Annotated in this window: 19 protein-coding genes; 14 read left to right on the top strand and 5 right to left on the bottom strand. The window is 65.8% G+C overall.

Annotated elements, in window-relative coordinates:
- Window positions 1–55 precede the first annotated feature (55 nt).
- Entirely contained in the window at window positions 56–1,939 is a 1,884-nt protein-coding gene (locus BM052_RS05940; protein ID WP_091144375.1) for a potassium transporter Kup, read from the bottom strand.
- Window positions 1,940–2,080: 141 nt separating this feature from the next.
- Between BM052_RS05940 and BM052_RS05935 the strand changes: the two genes are divergently transcribed.
- The 7 genes from BM052_RS05935 to BM052_RS05905 all read left to right on the top strand — a co-directional run bounded on the left by BM052_RS05935 (window position 2,081) and on the right by BM052_RS05905 (window position 10,268).
- Window positions 2,081–2,389, top strand: a complete 309-nt coding sequence (locus BM052_RS05935) for a hypothetical protein (protein WP_143084751.1) — start codon at window positions 2,081–2,083, stop codon at window positions 2,387–2,389.
- Between the two features lie 90 nt (window positions 2,390–2,479).
- Complete coding sequence (locus tag BM052_RS05930) at window positions 2,480–2,569, top strand: potassium-transporting ATPase subunit F (protein ID WP_143084750.1); 90 nt, start codon at window positions 2,480–2,482, stop codon at window positions 2,567–2,569.
- Window positions 2,570–2,580: 11 nt separating this feature from the next.
- Window positions 2,581–4,284 (top strand): potassium-transporting ATPase subunit KdpA, encoded by a 1,704-nt coding sequence (gene kdpA / locus BM052_RS05925; RefSeq protein WP_091144369.1) that lies wholly within the window; start codon window positions 2,581–2,583, stop codon window positions 4,282–4,284.
- Between the two features lie 12 nt (window positions 4,285–4,296).
- The gene (gene kdpB, locus BM052_RS05920) at window positions 4,297–6,303 is read left to right on the top strand and encodes a potassium-transporting ATPase subunit KdpB (protein WP_091144366.1); all 2,007 of its coding nucleotides are present in this window, start codon (window positions 4,297–4,299) and stop codon (window positions 6,301–6,303) included.
- 13 nt (window positions 6,304–6,316) lie between these two features.
- Window positions 6,317–6,913, top strand: a complete 597-nt coding sequence (gene kdpC / locus BM052_RS05915) for a potassium-transporting ATPase subunit KdpC (RefSeq protein ID WP_091144364.1) — start codon at window positions 6,317–6,319, stop codon at window positions 6,911–6,913.
- A complete protein-coding gene (locus tag BM052_RS05910) occupies window positions 6,910–9,576 on the top strand; it encodes a sensor histidine kinase (protein WP_091144361.1) in 2,667 nt (888 codons plus the stop codon). The genes kdpC and BM052_RS05910 overlap by 4 nt, the downstream gene beginning before the upstream one ends.
- Window positions 9,573–10,268 carry a response regulator gene (locus BM052_RS05905; protein ID WP_091144358.1) on the top strand — a complete coding sequence of 232 codons (696 nt, stop codon included), beginning with the start codon at window positions 9,573–9,575 and terminating at the stop codon, window positions 10,266–10,268. The genes BM052_RS05910 and BM052_RS05905 overlap by 4 nt, the downstream gene beginning before the upstream one ends.
- An 81-nt stretch (window positions 10,269–10,349) precedes the next feature.
- Here BM052_RS05905 and BM052_RS05900 read toward each other — a convergent pair whose 3' ends face one another.
- Window positions 10,350–11,498 (bottom strand): serine hydrolase domain-containing protein, encoded by a 1,149-nt coding sequence (locus tag BM052_RS05900; RefSeq protein ID WP_091144356.1) that lies wholly within the window; start codon window positions 11,496–11,498, stop codon window positions 10,350–10,352.
- A gap of 32 nt (window positions 11,499–11,530) precedes the next feature.
- Here BM052_RS05900 and BM052_RS05895 point away from each other — a divergent pair, with 32 nt between their 5' ends.
- The gene (locus BM052_RS05895; RefSeq protein ID WP_091144353.1) at window positions 11,531–11,926 is read left to right on the top strand and encodes a hypothetical protein; all 396 of its coding nucleotides are present in this window, start codon (window positions 11,531–11,533) and stop codon (window positions 11,924–11,926) included.
- A gap of 72 nt (window positions 11,927–11,998) precedes the next feature.
- Here the strand turns inward: BM052_RS05895 and mnmA are convergent, their stop codons facing one another.
- Window positions 11,999–13,162: a tRNA 2-thiouridine(34) synthase MnmA gene (mnmA, locus tag BM052_RS05890; RefSeq protein ID WP_091144493.1), complete on the bottom strand. Its 1,164-nt coding sequence runs from the start codon at window positions 13,160–13,162 to the stop codon at window positions 11,999–12,001.
- A 166-nt stretch (window positions 13,163–13,328) separates the two neighbouring features.
- On the opposite strand from mnmA, the gene BM052_RS19370 reads away from it, so the two are divergent.
- The 6 genes from BM052_RS19370 to BM052_RS05865 all read left to right on the top strand — a co-directional run bounded on the left by BM052_RS19370 (window position 13,329) and on the right by BM052_RS05865 (window position 20,810).
- Window positions 13,329–13,688, top strand: a complete 360-nt coding sequence (locus tag BM052_RS19370; protein WP_143084749.1) for a hypothetical protein — start codon at window positions 13,329–13,331, stop codon at window positions 13,686–13,688.
- Window positions 13,689–13,690: 2 nt separating this feature from the next.
- Entirely contained in the window at window positions 13,691–13,990 is a 300-nt protein-coding gene (locus tag BM052_RS05885) for a CtrA inhibitor SciP (RefSeq protein WP_091144351.1), read from the top strand.
- A gap of 308 nt (window positions 13,991–14,298) precedes the next feature.
- Window positions 14,299–15,498, top strand: a complete 1,200-nt coding sequence (locus BM052_RS05880) for an efflux RND transporter periplasmic adaptor subunit (protein ID WP_091144349.1) — start codon at window positions 14,299–14,301, stop codon at window positions 15,496–15,498.
- A gap of 10 nt (window positions 15,499–15,508) precedes the next feature.
- Window positions 15,509–18,946 (top strand): efflux RND transporter permease subunit, encoded by a 3,438-nt coding sequence (locus tag BM052_RS05875; RefSeq protein ID WP_091144346.1) that lies wholly within the window; start codon window positions 15,509–15,511, stop codon window positions 18,944–18,946.
- Between the two features lie 92 nt (window positions 18,947–19,038).
- Window positions 19,039–20,259 carry a DUF445 domain-containing protein gene (locus tag BM052_RS05870; RefSeq protein ID WP_091144343.1) on the top strand — a complete coding sequence of 407 codons (1,221 nt, stop codon included), beginning with the start codon at window positions 19,039–19,041 and terminating at the stop codon, window positions 20,257–20,259.
- Window positions 20,256–20,810, top strand: coding sequence for a GNAT family N-acetyltransferase (locus tag BM052_RS05865; RefSeq protein ID WP_091144340.1), 555 nt, complete (start codon window positions 20,256–20,258; stop codon window positions 20,808–20,810). The genes BM052_RS05870 and BM052_RS05865 overlap by 4 nt, the downstream gene beginning before the upstream one ends.
- Before the next feature lie 134 nt (window positions 20,811–20,944).
- Here the strand turns inward: BM052_RS05865 and gyrB are convergent, their stop codons facing one another.
- The gene (gene gyrB, locus BM052_RS05860) at window positions 20,945–23,479 is read right to left on the bottom strand and encodes a DNA topoisomerase (ATP-hydrolyzing) subunit B (protein WP_091144491.1); all 2,535 of its coding nucleotides are present in this window, start codon (window positions 23,477–23,479) and stop codon (window positions 20,945–20,947) included.
- A 395-nt stretch (window positions 23,480–23,874) separates the two neighbouring features.
- Window positions 23,875–25,110: a TCR/Tet family MFS transporter gene (locus tag BM052_RS05855; protein WP_091144338.1), complete on the bottom strand. Its 1,236-nt coding sequence runs from the start codon at window positions 25,108–25,110 to the stop codon at window positions 23,875–23,877.
- Between the last annotated feature and the right edge of the window lie 92 nt (window positions 25,111–25,202).

Genomic DNA, 25,202 nt, shown 5'->3' with positions numbered 1-25,202 from the left:
TTCCGTTCGCTTCCTTTCGTCCCATGGAGAACCGCATCTCCATGGGACGAAGGCATCAAATCTCCAGCTGGCTGCCCAGCTCGATTACGCGGTTCGTGGGTAGTTTGAAGAATTCCATCGCGCTCTGGGCGTTGCGCACCATCCACGCGAAGAGCTTCTCGCGCCAGATCGCCATCCCCGGACGACTTGAGGGAATCAGGGTCTGCCTGGAGAGGAAATAGCTCGTCTCCATGGCCTTGAATGGACCGCCGGCCCGCTCCTCGCGTGCCAGGACGGCGGGAATGTCCGGCTCGTCCATGAAGCCGTAGCGCAGCATCAGGCGGTAGAAGCCCAGGCCGAGTGCCTCGACTTCGCATCGTTCTTGATCCGGGATGTGCGGCACGCTTTCGTTGACGACCGTGAGGATCACCACGCGCTCGTGCAGGATATGGTTGTGCTTCAGGTTGTGAAGCAAGGCCGGAGGAACGCCTTCGCGGCTCGAGGCGAGGAAGACTGAAGTCCCGGCGATGCGGCGTACTTTTTCACCAACGGAATTGAGGAACACGTTGAAGGGCAGGCTATCCTCGGCCAGGCGGTCGCGCATCAGGCGGCGCCCCGATGCCCAGGTGGTCAGGAAAGTAAAGACCACTGCGGCCACCAGCAGCGGGAACCAGCCGCCATCGGGAACCTTGGTCATGTTCGAGGCGAAATAGATTCCGTCGATGGCCAGGAATGCCGCGGTCACCAGGCCCGCGAGCAGGGGATGCCACTTCCAGACCGCGAACGTGAGTATGCCCAGCATGCAAGCGGTGATGACCATCGTGCCGGTGACCGCGATGCCGTAGGCCGCCGCCAAGCTGCTCGAGCTTCCGAAGCCGATCACCAGTGCGATCACCATGACCAGCAAGCCCCAGTTGATGATCGGGATGTATATCTGGCCGGCGGCCTTCGCGCTGGTGTGCAGGATTTTCAGACGCGGCAGGTAGCCGAGCTGTACCGCCTGCTGCGACACTGAATAAGCCCCGGAAATGACCGCCTGACTGGCAATGATCGTCGCCAGCGTCGCCAGCACGACCAGCGGCAGGCGAGCCCATTCCGGCGCCAGCAGGAAAAACGGATTCTCGATCAGATCCGGCTCGCGCATGACCAGCGCGGCTTGCCCGAGGTAATTGATGAGCAGGCACGGAAACGCGACGTAGAGCCACGAGATCATGATCGCCTTGCGCCCGAAATGGCCCATGTCCGCGTAAAGCGCCTCGGCCCCGGTCACCGCCAGCACCACGGACCCGAGCGCGAGGAAGGCGAGCGTCGGGTTGATGAGGAAGAACCCAACGGCATGGACCGGGCTCAGCGCGGCGAGCACTTCGGGCGTCTTCGCGACGGAAACCGCTCCCAGCAGCGCGAGCACCACGAAATAGACGATGATGATCGGGCCGAACAGCTTGCCGACCGCCGAGGTTCCGCGCGACTGGATCGAGAACAGGCCGATCAGGATGGCGATGGAGATCGGCAGGACCCATTCGGCAAAACCCTGGTGCACGATCGTGAGCCCCTCCACCGCCGAAAGGACCGAAATCGCCGGGGTGATGATGGCATCGCCATAGAACAGCGCGGTCGCCACCACGCCCAGGATCACGATCAGCGGACTCCAGCGGTTTTCGCCGAGCCGGCGCGCGATCAGGGCCAGCAGCGCGAGGCTGCCGCCCTCGCCCTGGTTGTCGGCGCGCAGGACGATGAAAACATACTTCACGGTAACGATCAGCGTCATCGTCCAGAACATCAGCGAAATGACGCCGAAGATATGGGGCTGGTCCACCGTCAGCGGATGGTGGCCGATGAAGCTCTCCTTCAGCGCATAGAGCGGCGAAGTGCCGATGTCGCCGAACACCACGCCGATCGCGCCGATCGCAAGAGTGGCTAAACTTTCTTGGTGGGCGCCACGCGCCGGTGTATCGCTCATGGCAGCGCTCTACGCGCGCGTGGTGAACGGGACCACGAACTTTATGGAATCTTTATGCGAACGCCCGAATTTCCCGTGGAACCTTAACGGCCCCAAGGTCCACCTGGATTCCCGACATGACCCATCGGGAGTTGCCTTGAGATGGTCCGAACCCAGCTATCCGGAAGATTTGCCGCCTTGCGCGCCGGCCGCCGCTGGTGGCCGGCGGAGATCGCGTTGCGCGGGCTCGGTCTGTCGTTGCTGGCCGCTTGCTGGCGCCTGGCGCTGGCGGCTCATCGCATGGCGACAACGCCCGCGCCGCATTCGGCAAGCATCGCCGAACTGGCGGTCTGTACCGGCGTCGTGTTCCTGCTGTGCGGCGGATTGGCGCTCGCTTTCGTGGGGCCGGGGCTATTCCTGGACATCCCGCTTCCCCCGCACTTCACCCGTCCAACGGATTTCAAGCCATGAACGATCTACTCTGGCTGGCGGTGCTCGCCGGCCTCTTCCTGCTGACGCTCGCCTTCGTGCGGCTTTGCGAAAAGGCCTGAGGTGACTTCCATGACGCTTCCCATCGTTCTCGCCGGCGCGACCGCCGGCTTCCTTCTCCTCTACCTCGTCGCCGTGCTGCTGCGGCCCGAGCGATTCTGAGGGAGGGCCGGATGACCGTTCAGGGCTGGACCCTTATCCTCCTATACACGGCTCTCGTCGTCGTGCTGGCCAAACCCATGGGTATGTGGCTTTTCGCGCTTTACGAAGGCCGCGAAACGCCCCTGCACCGCGTGCTGGGACCGGTCGAGCGGGGCTTCTATCGCCTTGCCGGGATCGATCCGAACGCGGAACAGGGCTGGCGCCGGTATGCGCTGCACATGCTGCTGTTCCAGCTGGTCGTATTGCTGTTCACTTATGCCGTCCTGCGGCTGCAGGCGGTGCTTCCGCTGAATCCCCGCGGCCTCGCCGCGATCGGGGCGGACGGTGCGATGAACACCGCGATCAGTTTTACCACCAACACCAACTGGCAATGGTATTCCGGCGAAGTCGCGCTGTCGAATTTCAGCCAGATGGTGGGGCTGGTGATCCACAACTTCCTGTCGGCGGCGACCGGCATCGCGATCGCTTTCGCGCTGTTTCGCGGCTTCGCGCGGCGGGAGGCCGGGACGCTGGGCAACTTCTGGGCCGACTGCACCCGGGTGACGCTCTACCTGCTGCTGCCGCTCTGTGTCATCTATGCCTTGTTCCTCGTCGCCAGCGGAGTTCCGCAGACGCTGGCGAGCACGATCGACGCCACCACCCTCGAAGGGGTGAAGCAGACGATCGCGGTCGGCCCGGTCGCTTCGCAGGAAGCCATCAAGATGCTCGGCACCAACGGTGGCGGCTTCTTCAATGCCAACTCCGCGCATCCCTTCGAAAACCCGACGGCGCTGGTCAATTTCGTTCAGATGCTTTCGATCTTCGCGTTGGGCGCGGGCCTTACCTGGTGCTTCGGCAAGGCGGTGGGCAACACCCGGCAGGGCTGGGCGATCCTGGCGGCGATGATGGTGCTGTTCCTTGCCGGCGCGGGTGTGACGTACTGGCAGGAAGCCTCGGGCAACCCCGTGCTGCACCACTTCGGTGTCGCCGGCGGCAACATGGAGGGCAAGGAAGTGCGCTTCGGCGTGGCCGCGAGCGCGTTGTTCTCGGTGGTCACCACCGCGGCCTCTTGCGGGGCGGTGAACGCCATGCATGACAGCTTCACCGCGCTGGGCGGGATGATTCCGCTGCTCAACATCCAGCTGGGCGAGGTCGTCGTCGGCGGCGTCGGTGCGGGGATCTACGGTTTCCTGCTTTTCGCCATGCTCGCGGTGTTCGTCGCCGGGCTGATGGTCGGCCGCACGCCCGAATATGTCGGCAAGAAGATCGAGGCCAGGGACGTGAAGCTGGCGGTGCTCGCCATCGCGGTGCTGCCGCTGTGCATCCTGGGTCTCACCGCGCTTTCCGCCGTACTGCCGGACGGCCTTGCCGGGCCGCTCAACAAGGGACCACACGGCTTCTCCGAGATCCTGTATGCCTTCAGTTCGGGCACCGGCAACAACGGTTCCGCCTTTGCCGGGCTCACCGCCGGCACGCCGTTCTACAACGGCCTGCTCTCGGTCGCGATGTGGATCGGACGGTTCTTCATGATCGTGCCGGTGCTCGCCATCGCGGGCAACCTCGCCGCCAAGAAATACACGCCCGAAACGGCCGGCTCGTTCCCGACCACGGGTCCGTTGTGGGTGGGCCTGCTGATCGCGGTGATCCTGATCGTCGGCGGGCTCACTTTCCTGCCCAGCCTCGCCCTTGGTCCCATCGCCGATCATCTCGCGATGGTTTCCGGCCAGCTTTTCTAAGGGGCAAGTTCCATGACCACGCCTTCCTCGATTTTCTCCGCAAAGCTGGTCGTGCCTGCGATCGGCGATGCCTTCCGCAAACTCGATCCGCGCGAACTGGTGAAGAATCCCGTGCTCTTCACCACCGCCGTGGTCGCTTCGCTGCTGACCGTGCTGTTGGTAATCGGCGGAGAGCCCTTGCCGCTGGGCTTCCAGATGCAGCTGATCGTCTGGCTCTGGCTGACCGTTCTGTTCGGCACTTTCGCCGAAGCGCTGGCCGAAGGGCGCGGCCGGGCCCAGGCCGCCTCGCTGCGTGCCGCCAAGTCCGAGCTTACTGCGCGCCTGCCTGATGGACGCATGGTGCCCGCGTCCCGGTTGAAGCGGGGGGATATCGTCGTCGTCGAGACGGGCGATCTCATCCCCGCCGACGGCGAGGTGATCGAAGGCGTCGCTTCGGTCAACGAAGCGGCCATCACCGGCGAAAGCGCGCCGGTGATCCGCGAGGCGGGCGGTGACCGCTCAGCGGTGACGGCCGGCACGCGCGTCATTTCCGACTCGATCCGGGTGCGGGTGACGCAGGAGCCGGGCCAGGGTTTTCTCGACCGCATGATCGCCCTTGTCGAAGGCGCGGAACGGCAGAAGACGCCCAACGAGATCGCGCTGACTATCCTGCTGGTGGGCCTGACCATCATCTTCCTCATCGCCGTCGGCACGATCCCCGCCTTCGCCCACTACGCGGGCGGCATGATCCCGGTGGCGATTCTCGCGGCGCTGCTCATTACCCTGATCCCGACCACCATCGCCGCGTTGCTTTCGGCCATCGGCATTGCCGGGATGGACCGGCTCGTGCGTTTCAACGTGCTCGCCAAGTCGGGCCGCGCGGTGGAGGCGGCCGGTGACGTCGACGTGCTGCTGCTCGACAAGACCGGGACGATCACCGTGGGCGATCGCCAGGCCAGCGAGTTTCGTCCGGTTCCGGGTGTTTCCGTCAATGCGCTGGCGGAAGCGGCGCTGCTGGCCAGCCTGGCCGATGAGACGCCCGAGGGCCGTTCGATCGTGGTGTTGGCCCGCGACAAGTTCGGCGTGACCCGCGTCGCGCTGCCCGAAGGCGCGGAAGTGATCCCCTTCACCGCGCAGACCCGCCTTTCGGGCCTGAAGAGCCCGTTGGGGATCGTCCAGAAGGGTGCGGTCGACGCGGTGCTGCGCGCCAACCCGGCCGCGCCGGTGGCGAGCGAACTGCGCCGCATGGCCGAGGAGATCGCGCGTTCGGGCCAGACGCCGCTGGCGGTGGCGCAGGATGGGCGGCTGCTGGGGGTCGTCGCGCTCAAGGACGTCATCAAGGCGGGCGTGCGGGAACGCTTCGCGCAGCTGCGCCGAATGGGCATTCGCACGGTGATGATTACCGGCGACAATCCGCTGACCGCCGCTTCCATCGCCGCCGAAGCGGGCGTGGACGATTTCCTGGCCGAGGCGACGCCCGAGGACAAGCTCGCGCTGATCCGCAAGGAACAGCAGGGCGGGCGCCTGGTGGCGATGTGCGGCGACGGCACCAACGATGCTCCCGCGCTGGCCCAGGCCGACGTCGGCGTCGCCATGAACACCGGCACCCAGGCGGCGCGTGAGGCCGGCAACATGGTCGACCTCGACAGCGATCCCACCAAGCTGATCGAGATCGTCGGCCTCGGCAAGCAGCTCCTGATGACGCGCGGGGCATTGACCACGTTCTCGGTCGCCAATGACGTCGCCAAATACTTCGCCATCATTCCCGCCATGTTCGTCGCGCTCTATCCGGGTCTTGGCGTGCTCAACGTGATGCGCCTTTCCTCGCCTGAAAGCGCGATCCTCTCGGCCATCATCTTCAACGCGCTGATTATCCCGGCGCTGGTTCCGCTGGCGCTCAAGGGCGTGACCTACCGGCCGATGGCGGCGGGCCCGCTGCTGGCGCGCAATCTCGCCGTCTATGGGCTGGGCGGCCTGGTCGCGCCCTTCGTGGGCATCAAGCTCATCGACCTTGCCGTTGCCGGCCTCCATTTCGCCTGAGGACCTAGAAGCCATGTTCAACGATATCTCGTCGGCCCTGCGTCCCGCACTGGTCCTGACATTGCTCTTCGCCCTGCTGCTGGGCCTTGCCTATCCGCTCGCCTTGACGGGGCTGGCGCAGGCCATTTTCCCCGATGCGGCCAATGGCAGCCTGATCGAACGCGGCGGGCATGTGGTCGGCTCGCGGCTGATCGGCCAGCCGTTCTCCGCGCCGGGCTACTTCCACCCCCGTCCCTCGGCCGCGGGTGCGGGCTACGACGCGATGGCTTCGAGCGGCTCGAACCTGGGGCCCGCCAGCAAGGCCCTGGCGGATCGGGTGGGCAAGGACGTCGCCGCTCTGGGCCTCCCTTCCGGTTCGCGGGTGCCGGCCGACATGGTGACGACCTCGGCTTCCGGTCTCGATCCGCACATCAGCCCGGATACCGCGCTAATGCAGGTCGGCCGGGTCGCCGGGGCGCGCGGCATGGCGCGTGAGCGGATAGCGGCGCTCGTACGCGAAAACACCAGCGGGCCGCTGCTCGGCTTCCTCGGCGAACCGCGCGTCAACGTGCTTGAACTCAATCTGGCCCTCGACAAGCTGGCGCAAGGGAGCGCAAGACCCACCCGGTGAACGAGCAACGCCCCGATCCGGAAGCCCTGCTGCGCGCCGCCGCGCGCGAGGGCCGCGGCCGTCTCAAGGTTTTCCTTGGGGCGGCCCCCGGCGTGGGCAAGACCTATGAGATGCTGAGCGAAGGCGCCGCCCGGCGCGAGGACGGCATCGACGTCGTGGTGGGCGTCGTCGAGACTCACGGGCGTGAGGAGACCGCCGCGAAATTGCGCGGTTTCGAGGTCGTTGCCCGTCATCAGGCCAGCTATCAGGGCCATATCCTCGACGAGATGGACATCGACGCCATCCTCGCGCGCCGGCCCGCGCTGGTACTGGTGGACGAGCTGGCGCACACCAATGCGCCGGGAAGCCGGCACGACAAACGCTGGCAGGACGTCGAGGAATTGCTCGATGCCGGGATAGACGTCTATTCGACGCTCAACATTCAGCACCTCGAAAGCCTGAACGACGTCGTTGCCTCCTTCACCAAAGTCAGGGTGCGTGAAACGCTTCCCGACAAGGTGCTGGAGGATGCGGAAATCGAAGTCGTCGATATTCCCCCGGACGACCTGATCGAACGGTTGCGCCACGGCAAGGTCTACGTTCCCGACGAGGCCACCCGCGCACTCGGGAACTTCTTCGCCAAGTCCAATCTCTCGGCCCTGCGCGAGCTGGCGCTGCGCTATGCGGCCCAGGCGGTCGATGCGCAGATGCTGGACTATGTGCGGGCCCATGCGATGGAGGGGACCTGGGCGGCGAGCGACCGGCTGGTCGTCGCGATCAGCGAGCAGGCGGGGTCGCTCGAACTGGTTCGTGCGGCCAAGCGCCTTGCCGACGCACTTCGCGCGCCCTGGACAGCCGTGCATATCGAAACCCCGCGAAGCGCGCATTTCAACGATGCGGAGAACATGCAGCTCGCCGATGCCCTTCATCTTGCCACGCAGCTCGGCGGGCATGTTGCCTCGGTGCCCGCCGAATCCGTGCTCGAGGGGTTGAAGCGCTTCACGACGGAAGCGCGCGCCACCCAGCTCATCGTCGGCAAGTCCATCCGCTCGCGATGGTTCGAGCTGCTCCATGGCTCGATCGTCGATCGCCTGGTGCGCGAGACGCCCGGTCTCGCCGTCCAAGTCCTGCCGACGAGCGAGACGGCGCAAGGACGAACCCGAAGGCGCAAGCCGCGCGGCGAATGGGGCGACTTGTCCGGCTATCTGGTCTCGTTGGGGTTGACCGTCGCCGTGACGGTAGCCGGGACGCGATTGCTGTCGAGCGGCAATATCACCGACCTTGGCCTGCTCTACCTGCTGCCGGTGATGGTGGCGGCAACCCGTTACGGCCTGCGTACCGGAATCGTGACCAGCCTGGCTTGTTCGCTGGGCTACAACTTCTTCTTCATCCCGCCGACACACACTTTCACGATCGAGGACCCGCGCAACCTCATCACCGTTCTCGTGCTGCTCGGGGTCGCCATCGTCAGCAGCCAACTCGCGGCGCGGGTGCGCGAACATGCCCTCCAGGCCCAGGCCAGCGCCGCGCAGAACAGTGCGCTCGCCGGATTTGCCAGGCAGCTGACGGGCATCAGCATGATCGACGACCTGGCGCAGGTGCTCTGCGCCGAGATCGGCCGATTGCTCGATGGCAACACGGTCCTGCTGATGCCGGGCGAAGCGCCGGGGGAGGGCGGTCTTTCGCGGCGCTGGAGCTGGCCGCAGGCCGCCCGCCTCGAAACACTGGACATGGCGGCGGCGAACTGGGCGTTCGAGAACGATTGCCCGGCCGGGCGCGGTTCCGATACGCTGACTTCATCCGAGTGGCTGTTTCATCCGCTTGCCGCGAGAGGCGCGGTCATGGGGGTGTTCGGCCTTGCGCGCAGCGACGCGCGCGCGCCGGTGCGTCCCGATCAATTGCCCTTGCTGCTCAGCCTTCTCGACCAGGCCGGTCTCGCGCTGGAGCGCATTGCCCTCGAGGCGCAGATGGCCGACCTGTCGCAGGCTCGTGAGCGGGATCGCCTGAGGCATGCGCTGCTGTCCTCGGTCAGTCACGACCTGCGAACGCCGCTTACCACGATCATGGGCACTCTTGCCGCCATCGACGCGGCCGGACCCGATCAGGCTGCGCAAATCGCGACCGCGCGCGGAGAGGCGGAGCGATTGTACCGCTTCGTGACCAACCTGCTCGACATGGCCCGGATCGAGGCAGGCGCGCTGCATGGGAAGATCGAGCCCGTCGATCTCGACGAGGCCGTTTCCGAAGCGCTTCACGAGCTGCGGACCTTGCTGGCCGATCATGCGGTATCCATCGACATCGCGCCCGATGCGCCGATGGTCCTGGTCGATCCGCACCTGTTCCACCATTGCCTCACCAACCTGATCGAAAATGCCGCGAAGTATGGCGATCCCGATGCGCCCATAACGATAACGGCCGCACGGACCACGGACGGTGTCGACCTGGCGATCTCGGACCGGGGCGGCGGTATTCCCGAGGGTTGGGAAGAGCGGATATTCGAGACTTTCGCCCGGATCGAAGGGTCGGACCGGAAAGGCGGCACCGGCCTTGGCCTGGCGATCGTCAAGGGCTTTGCGCTGGCGATGGGGCTCGACGTGACGGCGGTCAATTGCGCCGATGGGCCGGGCGCACGCTTCACCATCCATTTCGACCCGGCGCATCTCAAGGATTGGCCCGAAGCATGACGCCGATCGTCACCATCCTCGTCGTCGACGACGAGCCCGCGATCCGCCGCCTTTTCCACGTCGGCCTGTCCCGAGTGGGTTACAATGTCGTGGAAGCGGGCACGGCGCGGGAGGCGCTCAACGCGCTGCAGATCGACAAGCCCGAAGTCGTGCTGCTCGATCTGGGGCTGCCCGACCGGGATGGGCTGGAACTGATCCCGATCATGCAGGGGCAGACCGCGATCATCGTCGTTTCGGCGCGAGACGCGACGAGCCAGAAAGTGGCCGCGCTCGATCTTGGCGCGGACGACTACATCTCCAAGCCTTTCGACAGCGAAGAAGTGCTTGCGCGTATCCGCACGGCGTTGCGGCACCGGCTTCCGACAGGCGTTTCGGACGCCCCGTTCAGGCACGGTGACGTTGAAATCGATCTTGCCGCGCGCGCCGTCCGCAAGGGCGGAACCGAGGTTCACCTGACGCCGAAGGAATATGGCTTCCTGTCCGAACTTGCCCGAAACCCGGGACGGGTCATTACCCATTCGCAGTTGCTCAAGGCCGTGTGGGGCCCGGGACACGAAGGCGATGTCGAATATCTGCGGGTCGCGGCAAGGGGTATCCGGAGAAAGCTGGAAGATGATCCCTCGCAGCCGAAACTGCTGCGCAACGAACCCGGGATCGGCTATCGCCTGGCAAGCCTGGATTGGCACGGGTAGGGCAAGGAACCCGAAGTCCGGATCATCTCCGCCACAACACCTTAGCAGGTGTTGCACTTCTTTCGTGAACCGGGCCCGTCCTCACCGCTTTCCGCCCGGAAACAGCGCGATCAGTTCGCCCAGCCGGTCGTGCACGGCGCGCTGCTGCGAGGCGTCGCTTTGGCCCAGGCGGACGACGGTGAGCAGCTGGTCGGGCGAGCCGATCACGTACTGGCCATATTCGCCGATGCAGGCGAACAGGTTGGAGGGGGCCGTGGCGGGATAGAGCGGGGCGTCCGCGCCGGGCTCGGCGCGGTTGAGCCAGACGCCCGCGCCATAGGCGGGCTGGCGCGGGCTTGGGGCAAGCATGAACTGGATCCAGCGGCGCGGCAGGATTTGCGCGCCCTTGACCGAGCCGGTGTGGCGCAGGAATTCACCCAGCCGGGCCCAGTCGCGGGCGTCGGCGTAGACCATGCCGGCGCCGATCATGGTGCCGGCGCGGTCATAGCCGACCAGGGTCGAATCCATGCCGATCGGCAGCAGCACCCGGTTCTTCAGGTAATCGCCCACCGTCCGGCGGCGGCGGCCGGGATCGCTGTCGGGAGAGAGAACCCTGGCGGCGAGGTCCGACAGGATCACCGGCGTGGCCGACGAATTCTCGAAGAGCTGGCCCGCCGGTGCTTCCAGCGGCTGCGCCTCGGCATAAGCGGCCATGTCGTCGCGTCCGTCCAGGAACAGCATCCGGATGCGATCGGACTCACGCTCCTCGACGCCGCCCCCGATCCGCGCGGTCTCGACATGGCGCAGGCCCGATCGCATCTGCAGCAATTGCTTGAGCGTGATGACGCCGCGCGGATCTCCGGGGCGTTGCCATTCGGGCACCGGCGCCGATTCGTTGAGGCGCAGCCGCCCGTCGCTGACCAGCTGGCCGATCATCAGCGCGGTCACGCATTGGCCCATGCTCCAGCCGGGAAGTCGCGTGTCCGCCTTGGTGCCCGCGCCATAGCGCTCGACGATCACCGAGCCGCGCTTCATCACCACCAGCGCTTCGGTTTCCCCCATGCTCTCGCGGTCGAACAGCGCGTCGATCGCATGGCCGAGCGCGCCGCGCGGCGCCCCGCCGTCATCCTTGATCGCGGCCAGGGATGCGTCGCTCGGCGGTGGCGGCGCCACCGGTTTGTTCTGTCCACAGCCCCACAGGGTTGGCAGCGCGAGCAGGGCGAGGATATGGGGAAGGCGGCACACCGGCATGACGCGCGGTGTGATGTGCGAGGCGCAGGCGGATGGCAACACCCAGGAAACGGCCGGCGGGGGACAAGCGTGCTCCGGCCTATCCTTCACGCCAGCCGTCGCGCTGGCTGCGCAACCTGGCGCTGCTGGCACTGCTGCTGGCGGCAGCGGCGCTGGCCTGGAGCTGGAAGGGCCTCAGCGAACAGGCGCTGGTCGGCTCGGCCTTCGGCGCGCGGGTGGGCTGCGAGTGCCGGTTCATCTCGCGGCGCCCGCTCAAGAGCTGCGAGGGCGATCTCAAGCGCGCGGGCCTGGGGCGATTGGGCGGCTTGGTCGCATTGTCCGAAGACACCGCGACGAAGACGGTGAAGGCCAGCGTGCCGCTGCTGGCGCGCCAGAGCGCCAGCTTCGACGAGCAGACCGGCTGCCGGCTGGAACCGTGGGAGGATTGATGCCGCCGGGGTGCCGCGTCGGGCAGCCCCAAGGCGCGGACAGGTCGGCCTCTTCGCAGCTGGGCGAGCCGCTCAGGATGCCGCTTCGGTCCCGTCGATCCACCCGCCGCCGACCACCCGTTCGCCTGCGTAGATCACGGCCGCCTGGCCGGGGGCGACGCCATGTTCGGGCTGGATGAAGCGGATCACCGCCGCCGCGCCGCCGCCGATGGAGCCTTCGAGAACGATCGGAACGGGCTTGGCCAGCGAGCGCACTTTCGCGCTGAGCGGTGTGTCGCGGCGGTCGGGCAGCGGGCCGATGCGATTGGTTTCGACAAGCCGGGCCGAGGCCGTGGCGAGCAGGCGCCGTGGCCCGACAAGGACGCGGCGGTTTTCCGCCTCGATGCGCGTGACGTAGAGCGGCTCGCTCTGGCCGCCGATCTCCAGGCCGCGCCGCTGGCCGACGGTGTAGTGGATCACGCCGGGGTGGTTGCCGAGCACTTCGCCGGTGGTCGCGTGAACGATCTCGCCGGGCGCCTCGCCCTCTGGCCGGATCGACCGGACCACCTTGGCATAGTCGCCATCGGGCACGAAGCAGATGTCCTGGCTGTCGGGCTTGGCCGCGACGCGCAGGCCTGCCGCCTCGGCGAGCCGCCGTGTCTCGGTCTTGGGCAGGCCGCCGAGCGGGAAGCGAAGGAAATCGAGCTGCGCCTCGGTAGTGCCGTATAGGAAGTAGCTCTGGTCGCGCGAGGGGTCGGCGGCGCGGTGGAGCTCGGGGCCGGCCGGACCCATGGCACGGCGCACATAATGGCCGGTCGCCAGGCAGTCCGCGCCCAGTTCGCGCGCCATCGCCAGGAGATCGGTGAACTTGGGCCCCATGTTGCAGCGGATGCAGGGAATCGGCGTGCGTCCGGCAAGATAGTCGTCGGCGAAGCGCTCGACCACATCTTCGCGGAACCGGCTCTCGTGGTCGAATACGTAGTGGGCGATGCCCAGGCGATCGGCCACGGCGCGGGCGTCGCGAATATCGTCTCCGGCGCAGCAGGCACCCTTGCGACCCGTCGCGGCGCCGTAATCGTAGAGCTGCAGCGTCACGCCGATCACTTCGGCGCCGCTCGCGGCGGCAAGCGCGGCGACGACCGAACTGTCGACGCCGCCCGACATCGCAACCACCACGCGGCGGCCGGAAAGCGGCGCGGGCAGTTGCAGGAATTCGGCCGGATCGAGGCCGGCAAGCAAGTCTGACGGGGGCATCATGCGCCGCTCCATACAGCCGAAAGGGCGGTTTTCCTACCTCCGAACGCCGCCGTTTCCCGGGAGGTCATCGATCGTCGGAACAAGCGCGCCATCGCAAAGTTTGGTCAACGAGACGTAAAGCCGGCCTTTACCCTCCTTTGACCATGTGCGGGTTATACATCGAACCATGAACATCGCTCATGACCAAAAAACCTGCATGACAGGTCATCCGCAGGGTCATGCGGATGACGCGTTCGCGGATTGCCAGTTGCCGATCGACTGGCAGGACCTGCGCTCGCGGCTGTTTGCCGCGCACGATGTGCGGGGCGTATTTTCTCCCGGGATTCCTCCGGGTTCCTCCCCGGGTGCAAAGCCGCTGCGGCTGCGGCTTCGCGGCAGCTTCGACGGTTGCGCGGCCTCGGTGCTAACTACTTATACACCAACCTCAAGGGCCGTTAACCCAACTGCTTCAACCTATGGCAAGCCTGAGGAGGACAATGTCCCTCCGGTCGCCGGCATGAGCAGCAGCACCGGCAGACGAGGGTAGAGATGATCGAGAACCAGAAAATTCGTCCTGCGCAGGTGATCGGGCCTCTCGGCGAGCCGCTGACCCTTGAGTCGCTGCCGCCGCCGAACACGAGCCGCTGGGTGGTGCGCCGCAAGGCCGAGGTCGTGGCCGCCGTCAACGGCGGGCTGCTGACGATCGACGAAGTCTGCGAACGCTATCAGTTGACGCTCGAGGAATTCGCCTCCTGGCAGCGCGCGGTCGATCGTTCGGGCATGCAGGGCCTTCGTGTGACCCGAATCCAACACTACCGCGATCTCTACGAGCGCCAGCAGAAATACTGAACCGGCCACCGAAGACCAAATCGACACGAAAAGTGGTGACGGACCGAGGTTTCGCTGCCGTCTTTCCGCTATTTTTGTAATAATTGGCGTTCCCACAAGCCGTTTCTGCAATGAAATGGCAGCGAAGTCGTTCGTCGATGCCGGTTCACTCCAGGCCAACTGCACATTGCCACCCTCCGGCTGCGCGTATATGGCGGCAGAGGCGAAATTCTGCCGTGCGAACGGTCCGCATCATCGACGATCGGGCCCTTGCACGGCGAACTAGGCCACGGCGTCCATCGGGCGGCCGTGGCCATTGCGGTGACTCAATGAACTACGACACCAAGATAGAAGTCAGGGACAACGAAGTGGCCGATGCCGTGGGCAATCCGTTGGCCGGGGACCTCGACCAGGATCGTGCCTCGTGGCGCCGGCTCTGGATCATCGCGGTGATCGTGGTCGCGGTGTTGGTCGGCATCTGGTTCCTGCTGCATCGCGGCAGCGCCAATGACGCGGCGAACGATGCCGATACCCAGATCCCCGTCGTCACTGTCGTCGTTCCCGGCAAGACCACCATTGCCGGCGAAATCAACACGACGGGAAGCCTGGCGGCCCGGCGTGCAATGCCGGTCGGATCGGTGGGCGAGGGCGGCGAAGTCCGTTCGGTCGAGGTCGAGCCGGGCGATTGGGTCGCCCAGGGGCAGGTCCTGGCGGTGGTCGACCGCTCGGTCCAGATTCAACAGCAGGCGAGCCAGGCGGCACAGGTCGAGGTTGCCGCGGCCGATGCCCGGCTGGCCCAGGCCAATCTCGATCGTGCGCTCAAGCTGGTCGATCGCGGCTTTATTTCCAAGGCGGACGTGGATCGGCTGACGGCGACGCGCGACGCGGCGGTCGCCCGCGTCGAAGTGGCGCGCGCCACGCTGGGCCAGTTGCGCGCGCAGGCCGCGCGCCTGAACATCGTCGCGCCCGCAGCCGGCCTAGTACTCGAACGCAACGTCGAACCCGGTCAGGTCGTCAGCGGCGGCAGCGGCGTGCTGTTCCGGCTGGCCAAGGGCGGCGAGATGGAACTGCTGGCAAGGTTGAGCGAGGATGATCTTGCCGCCATCGCGGTGGGCGTCCCGGCCAAGGTGACGCCGGTCGGCTCGGGCGGGAGTTTCACCGGGCAGGTCTGGCAGATTTCGCCGGTGATCGACCCGACGAGCCGGCAGGGCACCGCGCGCATCGCGCTGTCCTATGATCCGGCGCTGCGTCCGGGCGGCTTTGCCAGCGCCACGATCAACAGCGGCAACGTGGTCGCGCCGATGCTGCCGGAATCGGCGATCCAGAGCGACAACAAGGGCTCGTTCGTCTACGTGGTCGACGGCAAGGGCATCGTGCATCGCCGGGCGGTCAAGACCGGGCTGGTCACTGCCGAAGGCATCGCCGTGAGCGCGGGCCTCAGCGGGGCCGAGAAGGTGGTGCTGCGCGCCGGCGGGTTCCTCAACGATGGCGACAAGATCAAGACCAAGCTTGTTGCCGGCGGCAAATGACGGTCCGGTCATGAGCCTTCGCAACATCTCCGCCTGGTCGATCCGCAATCCGATCGTCCCGATCGTCTTCTTCATCGGCGTGATGATCGCCGGCATGGTCTCGTTCAGCCGGATGGACGTGAACAACATGCCGGACGTCGAGTTCCCCGGCGTGATCGTGGAGGTCAGCCAGCCCGGCGCGGCGCCCCGGGAGATCGAAACCCAGATCACCCAGATCGTCGAAGGTGCCGCCCGTTCGGTGCCCGGCGTCGAGGAGATCCAGTCGACCGCCTCGGAAGGCCAGTCCACCACGCTGGTGTTCTTTTCCGTCGGCACCAACGCGGACATCGCCACCAACAAGGTGAAGAACGCCGTCGACCAGATCCGCAGCGACCTGCCCGATGGCATCCTAGAACCGCAAGTGACCAAGATCGAAAACGGCGGGGACCAAGCCCTGGCCTATTTCGCCGTGCGCGCCGACGACATGACGATCGAGCAGCTCAGCTGGTTCATCGACGACACCATTTCAAAGTCCCTGCTCTCGATCGAAGGTCTGGCCTCGGTCGACCGCAATGGCGGCGTCGATCGCGAGATTCGCGTGGTTGTCGATCCCGAGCGGATGATGGCGCTGGGCGTGACCGCGCGCGATGTCAACATCGCGCTGCGCCAGATCAATACCGATGCCGCCGGCGGCCAGGCCGAGATCGCCGGCTCGCGCCAGTCCGTTCGCGTGCTGGGCAATGCCGATACCGCCTTCGAGCTGTCGCAGACCCGGATCAACCTGGGTGACGGGCGGCAGGTCAGGCTCTCGGACGTCGCCCATGTCTATGACGGTTATTCCGAGCGGTATCGCATCGCCAAGCTAGGCGGCCGCGAAGTCGTCACTTTCGGATTCAAGCGCGCGCTGGGCGCGTCGGACGTGGCGGTCTACGACACGGCGATCGAAAAGCTGGACCAGATCCAGAAGGACAATCCGAACATCCACATCACCCAGCTGTTTTCGCAGGTGGACTACACCAAGGGACAGTACACCAGTTCCATGGAAGCGCTGGTGGAAGGCGCGGTGCTGGCGATCGTGATCGTCTACCTCTTCCTGCGTGACTGGCGCGCGACTTTCATTTCCGCGATTGCCATACCGCTTTCGGCGATCCCGACCTTCTGGTTCATGGACCTGCTGGGCTTCACGCTGAACTTCCTCTCGCTGCTCGCGCTGAGCCTGGTGGCCGGCGTGCTGGTGGATGATGCGATCGTTGAGATCGAGAACATCGTGCGCCATATGCGCATGGGCAAGAGCGCCTATCAGGCATCGATCGACGCCGCCGACGAGATCGGCCTGGCGGTGGTCGCCACCACCTTCTCGATCGTCGCGGTGTTCCTGCCGGTGGGCCTGATGCCGGGCATTCCGGGCCAGTTCTTCAAGGCCTTCGGCCTGACCGTGGTCGCCGCGGTGCTGACGAGCCTTGCCGTCGCGCGCCTGATTACGCCGATGGTCGCGGCCTATTTCCTCAAGGCCCATGGCCACGCCGAGCATGGCGGCGGCAGAGCCATGGACTTCTACATGAAGGTGCTGGCCTGGACGCTGGACAGCAGCGAGGCGCACCGGCGCAAGGCGCTGCTCGTCAAGCAGCCGAGGCGCTGGTGGTACTTCGTGTGTGCCCTGCTGGCGGTCGTGGTCATCCTGGGCTCGGGCATGTGGCTGGCCAGCGGCATTTTCACGGTCGCGCAGAAAGGCCTGGAGTTGCTCGGCCTCAAGAAGGCGGCTTTCGTGCTCGCCGCCACGTTCGCGCCGATCGGCATCCCCGTCGCCGTTATCGCTCTCGGCAAACTGTCCATCGCGGCGGCGACGCTGCTGGGCGCGTTCGGCCGATGGTATCGCTACTTCGCGGAGCGTATCACCGCGCGCATGCACGACCATCGCTTCTACGCTTTCTGCGGAGGCGTCTATGCGCTGATCGTGACATTCGCGCTGCTCGCCGGACTGCCGCAGCAGTTCCAGCCCAACACCAACGAGGACACCAGCCAGGTCAATATCGAGATGGTGCCCGGCACCACGCTCGAACAGACCGAGGTGGTGGCCGACCGGGTGACGGCGCTGATCGAGGCGCAGCCCGAAGTCGAGCATGTCCTGGAGGCGAGCCGTGAAGGCGCGGGCACGCTCTATGTGTCGCTCAAGCCGGCCAAGGAACGCGCGACCACCAGCATCGAGTTCGAGCGGCGGCTTGCGCCCCAGCTTCAGCAGATCCCCGATGCGCGCGTAAGCTTCGCCACCCAGTCCGGCGGCTTCGGCAGCGGACGCGACATCTCGGTCATGCTTTCGGGCAGCGACAGCGAACTGCTGAACAAGACCGCGCAGACCCTGGCCGAACAGATGCGCACGATCCCGGGCGTGGTCGCCCCGCGCATCGCCGCCGACCTGCAGCGCCCGGAACTCGTCATAGTGCCGCGCCTCGACCTTGCGGCGCAACTGGGCGTGACGACTGCCGCGCTGAGCCAGACGATCCGTATCGCCACACTGGGCGAGATCGACCAGAACGCCGCCAAGTTCTCGCTCCGCGACCGACAGGTGCCGATCCGGGTGATTCTCGCACGCGCCTCGCGCCGCGATTTCGCGACGATCGAGAACCTGCCGGTGCCGACCGCCAGCGGCGGATCGGTGCCGCTCAAGCGGGTGGCGGAAATCCGTTTCGGTGCCGGTCCCACGCAGATCCAGCGCTACAACCAGTCGCGCCGTATCTTCGTCGGCGCCGATCTTGGCGAGGGCCAGGTCAAGGGCCCGGTATTGCAGGCTATCCAGAACCTGCCGATCATGAAGAACCTGCCCACCGGCGTGTCCAACGCCCCCGTGGGCGAGGACAAGTGGCAGGCGGAAATGGTCACCAGCTTCATCATCGCGGTCATCAGCGGCATCTTCCTGGTCTTCGCGGTGCTGGTGCTGCTCTACAAGCGCTTCGTTTCGCCGCTGGTCAACATGGCCTCGCTGCTGCTGGCCCCGCTGGGCGGGCTGCTGGCCTTGACGGTCGTGGGGCAACCGATCTCGATGCCGGTCTACATCGGCATCCTCATGTTGCTGGGCATCGTCGCCAAGAACTCGATCCTGCTGATCGACTTCGCGATCGAGGAGATGGCCAAGGGCGTGCACAAGCTCGATGCGATCATGGACGCCGGCCATAAGCGCGCCCAGCCCATCGTCATGACGACGGTGGCGATGACCGCCGGCATGGTGCCCACCGCGATTTCGATTTCGGGTGACGCCGCCTTCCGCGCGCCGATGGGCCTGACGGTGATCGGCGGCCTGCTGCTCTCGACCTTGCTGACGCTGCTGATCGTGCCCGCCGCCTTCAGCCTCGCCGATGGCTTCGAGAAACGCGTCGGCCCCCGGCTGCGCAAGGGCCTGTTGACTTTCGAACCGCACCACGCCGATGAAACCCATCACGGCAAGCACGGCGGCGACGCCGTTCCGGCGGAATAACCGAAGAGGGAAATTTGCCGCCAACCAGGCGCAGCACGGTCGCGATACCGCAGGATCGGACCCAGCATCGGGCCCAGGAGCGAACGCGGCGTATGCGCCTGTTCGCCACGGGCCTGCTGCTGGCGATGGCGGCCGCGTTCATTGTGCTGAAGCGCCTGGCCCCGCTCGATCCGCAATGGGCAGCGCCGCTTGGCTATGCCATCGCCTTTACCGAGGCGGCCATGGTCGGCGGCCTTGCCGATTGGTTCGCGGTGACCGCGCTGTTTCGCCGGCCGCTTGGCCTGCCGATCCCGCATACGGCGATCATTCCGGTCAACAAGGACCGGATCGCCGATTCGATGGCGAACTTCCTGCGCGACAACTTCCTCACTCCGCAAGTCGTCGCCCGCCGGCTGCGTGGGTTCAATCTTGCCGCCAGTGCCGGCGCCTTTCTGGCCGATCCCCGGCGTGACGAGCAGTCCCGCCTGCGCGCCGGTGCCGCCGGCCTGGTCGCCGACATTCTTGAATCGCTCAATCCCGACCAGCTGGGCGGCATGGTCAAGAGCGGGCTGCGACGCCAGATCGGAAAGATCGACCTTGCCCCTTTGCTCGGCCAGATGCTCGCGAACGCCATCGCCGACCGGCGCCATCTGCCGGTGCTGGAGAGCCTGCTGCGCAAGCTGGGGGAAGTGATCGAGGCTAATGAGCCGATGATCCGCGAGATGATTCACCAGCGCGCCAACACGATCATGCGCTGGACCGGCCTTGACGAGCGGCTGGCGAACGGCGTGCTCGACGGCACTTACCGCCTTCTTGCCGAAATCATCGTCCAGCCCGACCATCCGCTGCGCGGCAAGATCAATGACGCCCTGGCGAGGCTGGCGGACGATCTGCGGGAAGACCCGACCATGCGCCTCAGGGTCGAGCGGATCAAGCTCGAACTGCTGGAGAACCCGGCCGTGACGGCGTGGCTGGATGCCATGTGGGAGCGCGCCCGCGAGGCTCTGCTGCGCGCTGTGCGCAATCCCGGCAAGGCACTGGCCGGAAGCCTGGGCGAATCGATCGGCCAGCTCGGCCGTGCGCTTGGCGAGGATCCGCGCCTGCAAGTGCTCGTCAATCGCTTCGTCCGGCGCACGCTGGTCGGCATTGCCTCGCGCTACGGCTCGGAGATCGTGCGGTTGGTATCGGAGACGGTGAAGCGTTGGGACGCCAAGACCGTTTCCGATCGCATCGAAGGCGCGGTGGGGCGCGACCTGCAGTTCATCCGCATCAACGGCACGCTGGTGGGCGGACTTGTCGGCCTGGCCATTCACGCCCTGGAGCGATGGATATGACGAACGCCCCCTTCCTGACCACTGCGCGCTTCGACCTCTGGAAACCCGCAGCCGACGATCTCCATGGTCTGGTCCGCCTGCTCGAAGGCGAGGATATGACGCGCTTCCTGGGCCCTGCGAGAGCCGATCCGTTCTCGCAGTTCGAACGGCTGCTCCGCAATGCCGGAAGCTGGGCGCTTCACGGCTACGGTATCTTCTACGTCCGGCCTCGTGGCGAAGCGGAGATCATCGCCAGCTGCGGCGTCTTCCATTCCTGGCGCGGTTTCGGAAAGGGCATGGACGATGTGGCGGAGGCTGGCTGGATCGTGCGGCAGGACCATTGGGGCCGGGGTGTGGCCGGCGAAGTCATGCGCGCGGTGCTGCCCTGGTTCGATGAGACCCGGGGGAAACGCCGCATCGCCTGCATGATAGAAGCGGGCAACGTCGCGTCCGAACGGCTCGCCGCCGCGCTCGGGTTCGTGTGGTACGACAGCCAAGTGGCCGAAGACGACGAGCGCGCGGTGCTCAATCTGTTCGAGCGATTGCCGGAAAGCGCCGCGGAAGAACGATAAAGCGCCCTGCGAATAGCTGGAGGCGGTCCAAACACAGGGCCGATTGAAGCGCTACAGCGCGCTTTTTCGGGGGAAAGCCAATCCCCATCGGCCGCCGCAACGATGGAGAGCCGTCCGCCGGCTCCTTTCCACCCTCAAACGTCCAGGTTCGCCACGTTGAGCGCATTTTCCTGGATGAAGTCGCGGCGCGGTTCGACCACGTCGCCCATCAGGCGGGTGAAGATCTCGTCGGTGACGTCGGCATCCTCGACCTTGACTTGCAACAGCGCGCGGTTTTCCGGGTCGAGCGTGGTTTCCCAGAGCTGCTCGGCATTCATCTCGCCAAGGCCCTTGTAACGGGCGATGGAAAGACCCTTGCGACCGTTGGCGAGCACCACTTCGAGCAGCTGGGTCGGCCGGTTGATCGCACCGTCGGCCATGATCGGACGGACGATGGCGGCTTCGCCCTCGTCGCCCTCCTCCGCCGAGGCATCGGGAGCTGGGATTTCCGCCGTTTCCTCCGCGCCGGTGCCTTTGACGAGGCGGACGGAGCCTTCGTAGATCGCGGCCTGCTCGGCGGCGAGCCGGGCCAGCTTGCGGGCTTCGGCGCTGGCGAAGAAGTTGCCCTCGATCTTGTGGTTGTCCTTCACCCCGCGCCATAGGCGGTCGATCTCGGCATGGCCGTCCTCGGCGAGCAGCGCGCTCCAGCTGGCCTCGCGATCGCCGCGATCGAGCCACTGGGCGGCGCGTGTCAGCGCGGCCCGCCGTTCGTCATGCGAAAGGTCCGGCTCGAGCGCGCCGGCCAGCGCCAGGGTCTCGACGATCGCCGGATCGTAGCGGCGCGGCGCCATGGCCAGGAAGTTCCGCAGGCGGATCGCCTCGTCGACCAATCCGCGCAGTTCCACTCCAGAGCGCGCACCGCCCGTGGTTTCCAGCACGCGGCCTTGCAGGCCGGCCTCGACCAGATAATCGTCGAGCCGCGCGTTGTCCTTCAGGTAGACTTCGCTGCGGCCCTTGGCGACCTTGTAGAGCGGCGGCTGGGCGATGAAGAGGTGCCCGGCGCGGATGATCTCGGGCATCTGGCGGTGGAAGAACGTCAGCAGCAGGGTGCGGATATGCGCGCCGTCGACGTCGGCGTCGGTCATGATGACGATCTTGTGGTAGCGCAGCTTGGCAAGGTTGAAGTCGTCGCGGATGCCGGTGCCCATGGCCTGGATCAGCGTACCCACTTCCTTCGACGAGATGATCCGGTCGAACCGGGCCCGCTCGACGTTGAGGATCTTGCCCTTCAAGGGCAGAATCGCCTGGAAATGACGGTCACGGCCCTGCTTGGCCGAACCACCCGCCGAATCGCCCTCGACCAGGAACAGCTCGCACTTGGAAGGATCGCGCTCCTGGCAGTCGGCGAGCTTGCCGGGCAGCGAGGCGATGTCCATCGCGCCCTTGCGGCGGGTGAGTTCGCGGGCGCGCCGCGCCGCCTCGCGCGCGGCGGCGGCATCGATGATCTTGTGAACGATGGTCTTGGCGGTCGCCGGATTTTCCTCCAGCCACTCGCTCATCTTGTCACCCATCAGCGCTTCGAGCGGCTGACGCACTTCGGAGCTGACCAGTTTGTCCTTGGTCTGGCTGGAGAACTTCGGGTCCGGCAGCTTGACCGAGACGATTGCGGTCAGCCCCTCACGCATGTCGTCGCCCGAAAGCGAGATCTTCTCTTTCTTGAGCAGGCCGGAACGTTCGGCATAGCCGTTGAGCGTGCGCGTCAGCGCGGCGCGGAACGCGGCCAGGTGCGTGCCGCCGTCGCGCTGCGGGATGTTGTTGGTGAAGCACAGCACGTTCTCATAGTACGAATCGTTCCATTCGAGCGCGACCTCGATGCCGATTCCGTCCTTGTCGGCGGCGATCGAGATCGGATCGGGCATCAGCGCCTGCTTGTTGCGATCCAGATACCGCACGAAAGCGGCGATCCCGCCCTCGTAGAACAAGTCGTGCTCGATCGGCTCCTCGTGCCGCTTGTCGCGCAGCTTGATGTGCACGCCTGAATTGAGGAAGGCGAGCTCGCGGTAGCGGTGTTCGAGCTTGTCGAAATCGAATTCGGTGACGTTTTTGAACGTGTCGGTGGATGCAAGGAAAGTCACGCGGGTGCCCTTCTTGCCTTCGGGCACGTCACCGCGAATGGCCAGCGGCGCCACGGCATCGCCGTGGGCGAACTTCATCCAGTGCTCCTTGCCCTCGCGCCAGATCGTCAGTTCCAGCCATTCGGACAGCGCGTTGACCACCGAGACACCGACGCCGTGGAGGCCGCCCGAAACCTTGTAGGCATTGTCGTCCGAGGTATTCTCGAACTTCCCGCCGGCGTGGAGCTGGGTCATGATGACCTCGGCCGCCGAAACGCCTTCTTCCCGGTGAATGCCGGTGGGGATACCGCGCCCGTTGTCCTCGACGCTGACGGACCCGTCGGGGTTGAGTTCGATCAGGACCAGGTCGCAATGGCCGGCCAGCGCCTCGTCGATGGCGTTGTCCGAAACCTCGAACACCATGTGGTGCAGGCCAGACCCGTCGTCGGTGTCGCCTATGTACATCCCGGGGCGCTTGCGAACCGCGTCGAGGCCTTTGAGGACCTTGATCGATTCCGCGCCATAGGCGTTGGTGTTCTTCCCGCTTTCGGGCTTGATCTCGTCGGTGCTGGCCATGACCAGCATATAGGGTTTGCGGGGCGTGAACCCAAGCAAAAGCGGCTGGGCGGCTCGGCTTTTCCACAGGAGTCGGGATGAGGCCTCAAACGGAAAAGGGCGGCCGTTTCCAGCCGCCCTTTCGTTTGTCTACGGTTTCGCCCCCTGGCGCCTGGAATCAGGCGAGGGTAAGCGCGAACGCGAGGGCGCTGGCGCCCAGGGCCGCGGCGAGACTGAACGTCTTTTCGACGATGCTCATCTCAATCACTCCTGCATAGTATTGGGAGGGTTTCCCTCTTCGCAAACGCAACATAGGAAGCTTAGTAATTTTCGCAAACTCAAAAGCAACAACATAACTTGCGTTATTTGCAATCATGGGAGTATCGGATCTGGCCGAACCGCGTTCGCGGCCGTGTTCAGAAAGCTGCGATGGTGACGCCGCCGCGTTTCAGATGGCGTGTTCCTCCCAGGAAGAATGCCAGGCTCGCCAGCGCGAAGACCGCGGCGACCAGCAAGGGCATGGCCGGAAGGTGGACGATCGCGGCCGGGCCGCTGAACTTGGCGAAGACGCCCGAATAAAGCGGTGGTCCGACGATCGCCGCGATGCTGCCGATGCTTTGCGTCGCCCCTTGCAGCTCGCCCTGGCTGCGCGCATCGATGGCGCGGCTGTTGAGCGCGGCGATCGATGGCTGGATGAAACCCTGCAGCGCGCCAACGCAGATCGCGAGGTAGACCATCGGCGTGCTCCGCGCGACCGCGTAGAGAATCGCCGAGGCACAGACCGCGATGACGCCGATCGCCACCGCTCGCGTCTCGCCGAGACGCGGCGCGAGGAGCCGCAGCCCCAGGCCCTGCACCAGCGCGCTCGACAGTCCGACCATGCCCAGCGCCAGTCCCACCTCCCGCTGGCCGAAACCATAGGCGGCAATCGCGAAATAGGCCCAGATCGCAGGATAGACGATATGGGCCAGCTGCCACGTACCCAGCGCGGCGACGAACCACAGCACGGTCGCGCTCTGTCCCCGCAAGGTCATCAGCGCGCCAAGGGCATTGGCCCGTTTCCAGCTGAACGGCCGGCGATTTTCGGGGGCCAGGCTCTCGCGCAATACAAAGGATCCGATCAGGAAGTTCACCAGGGCAAGCCCCGCCGCGGCGAAAAACGGCACGCGCGGGCCCAGCGTGCCCAACAGGCCGCCGAGCGCGGGGCCGACGATGAACCCGAAGCCGAACGCCATTCCCATCACCCCGAAACTGGCGGCGCGCTTTTCCGGCGGGGTGATGTCGGCGATATAGGCATAAGCGGTCGAAAAGCTCGCGCCGGTGATTCCCGCGGCAATACGCCCGACGACCAGCCATCCGAGCGTCGGGGCAAAACCCATCACCGCATAATCGATCCCGAAGCCGAGCAGCGCCGCGAGCAGGACCGGACGGCGCCCGAAGCGATCCGACAAACTGCCGATGATCGGCGCGAAAATGAACTGCATCGATGCATAGCCGGCGCCGAGCCAACCAGCGTAGACCGCCGCGCTGTCGATCGGAAGATGCCCCAGATGCATGATGAGCTGCGGCAGGACCGGAATGACGATGCCGAAGCCGAGCATGTCGATGAGCACGATCGTGAATACCAACCCGATCGATGGGCGATGCGTCATTCCGTGCTTTCTCCCCTTGCCGCTTCGTGGGTAGCTGCGGGACGGGGAAAATCAATCGCCATTCGCCGGCTGGCGACTTGCCCTGGCCGATC

Source organism: Novosphingobium sp. CF614 (assembly GCF_900113255.1).
Classification (GTDB): domain Bacteria; phylum Pseudomonadota; class Alphaproteobacteria; order Sphingomonadales; family Sphingomonadaceae; genus Novosphingobium.
The sequence above is the reverse complement of the archived record's forward strand: the minus strand, read 5'-3'. Positions and strand labels throughout refer to the sequence as shown.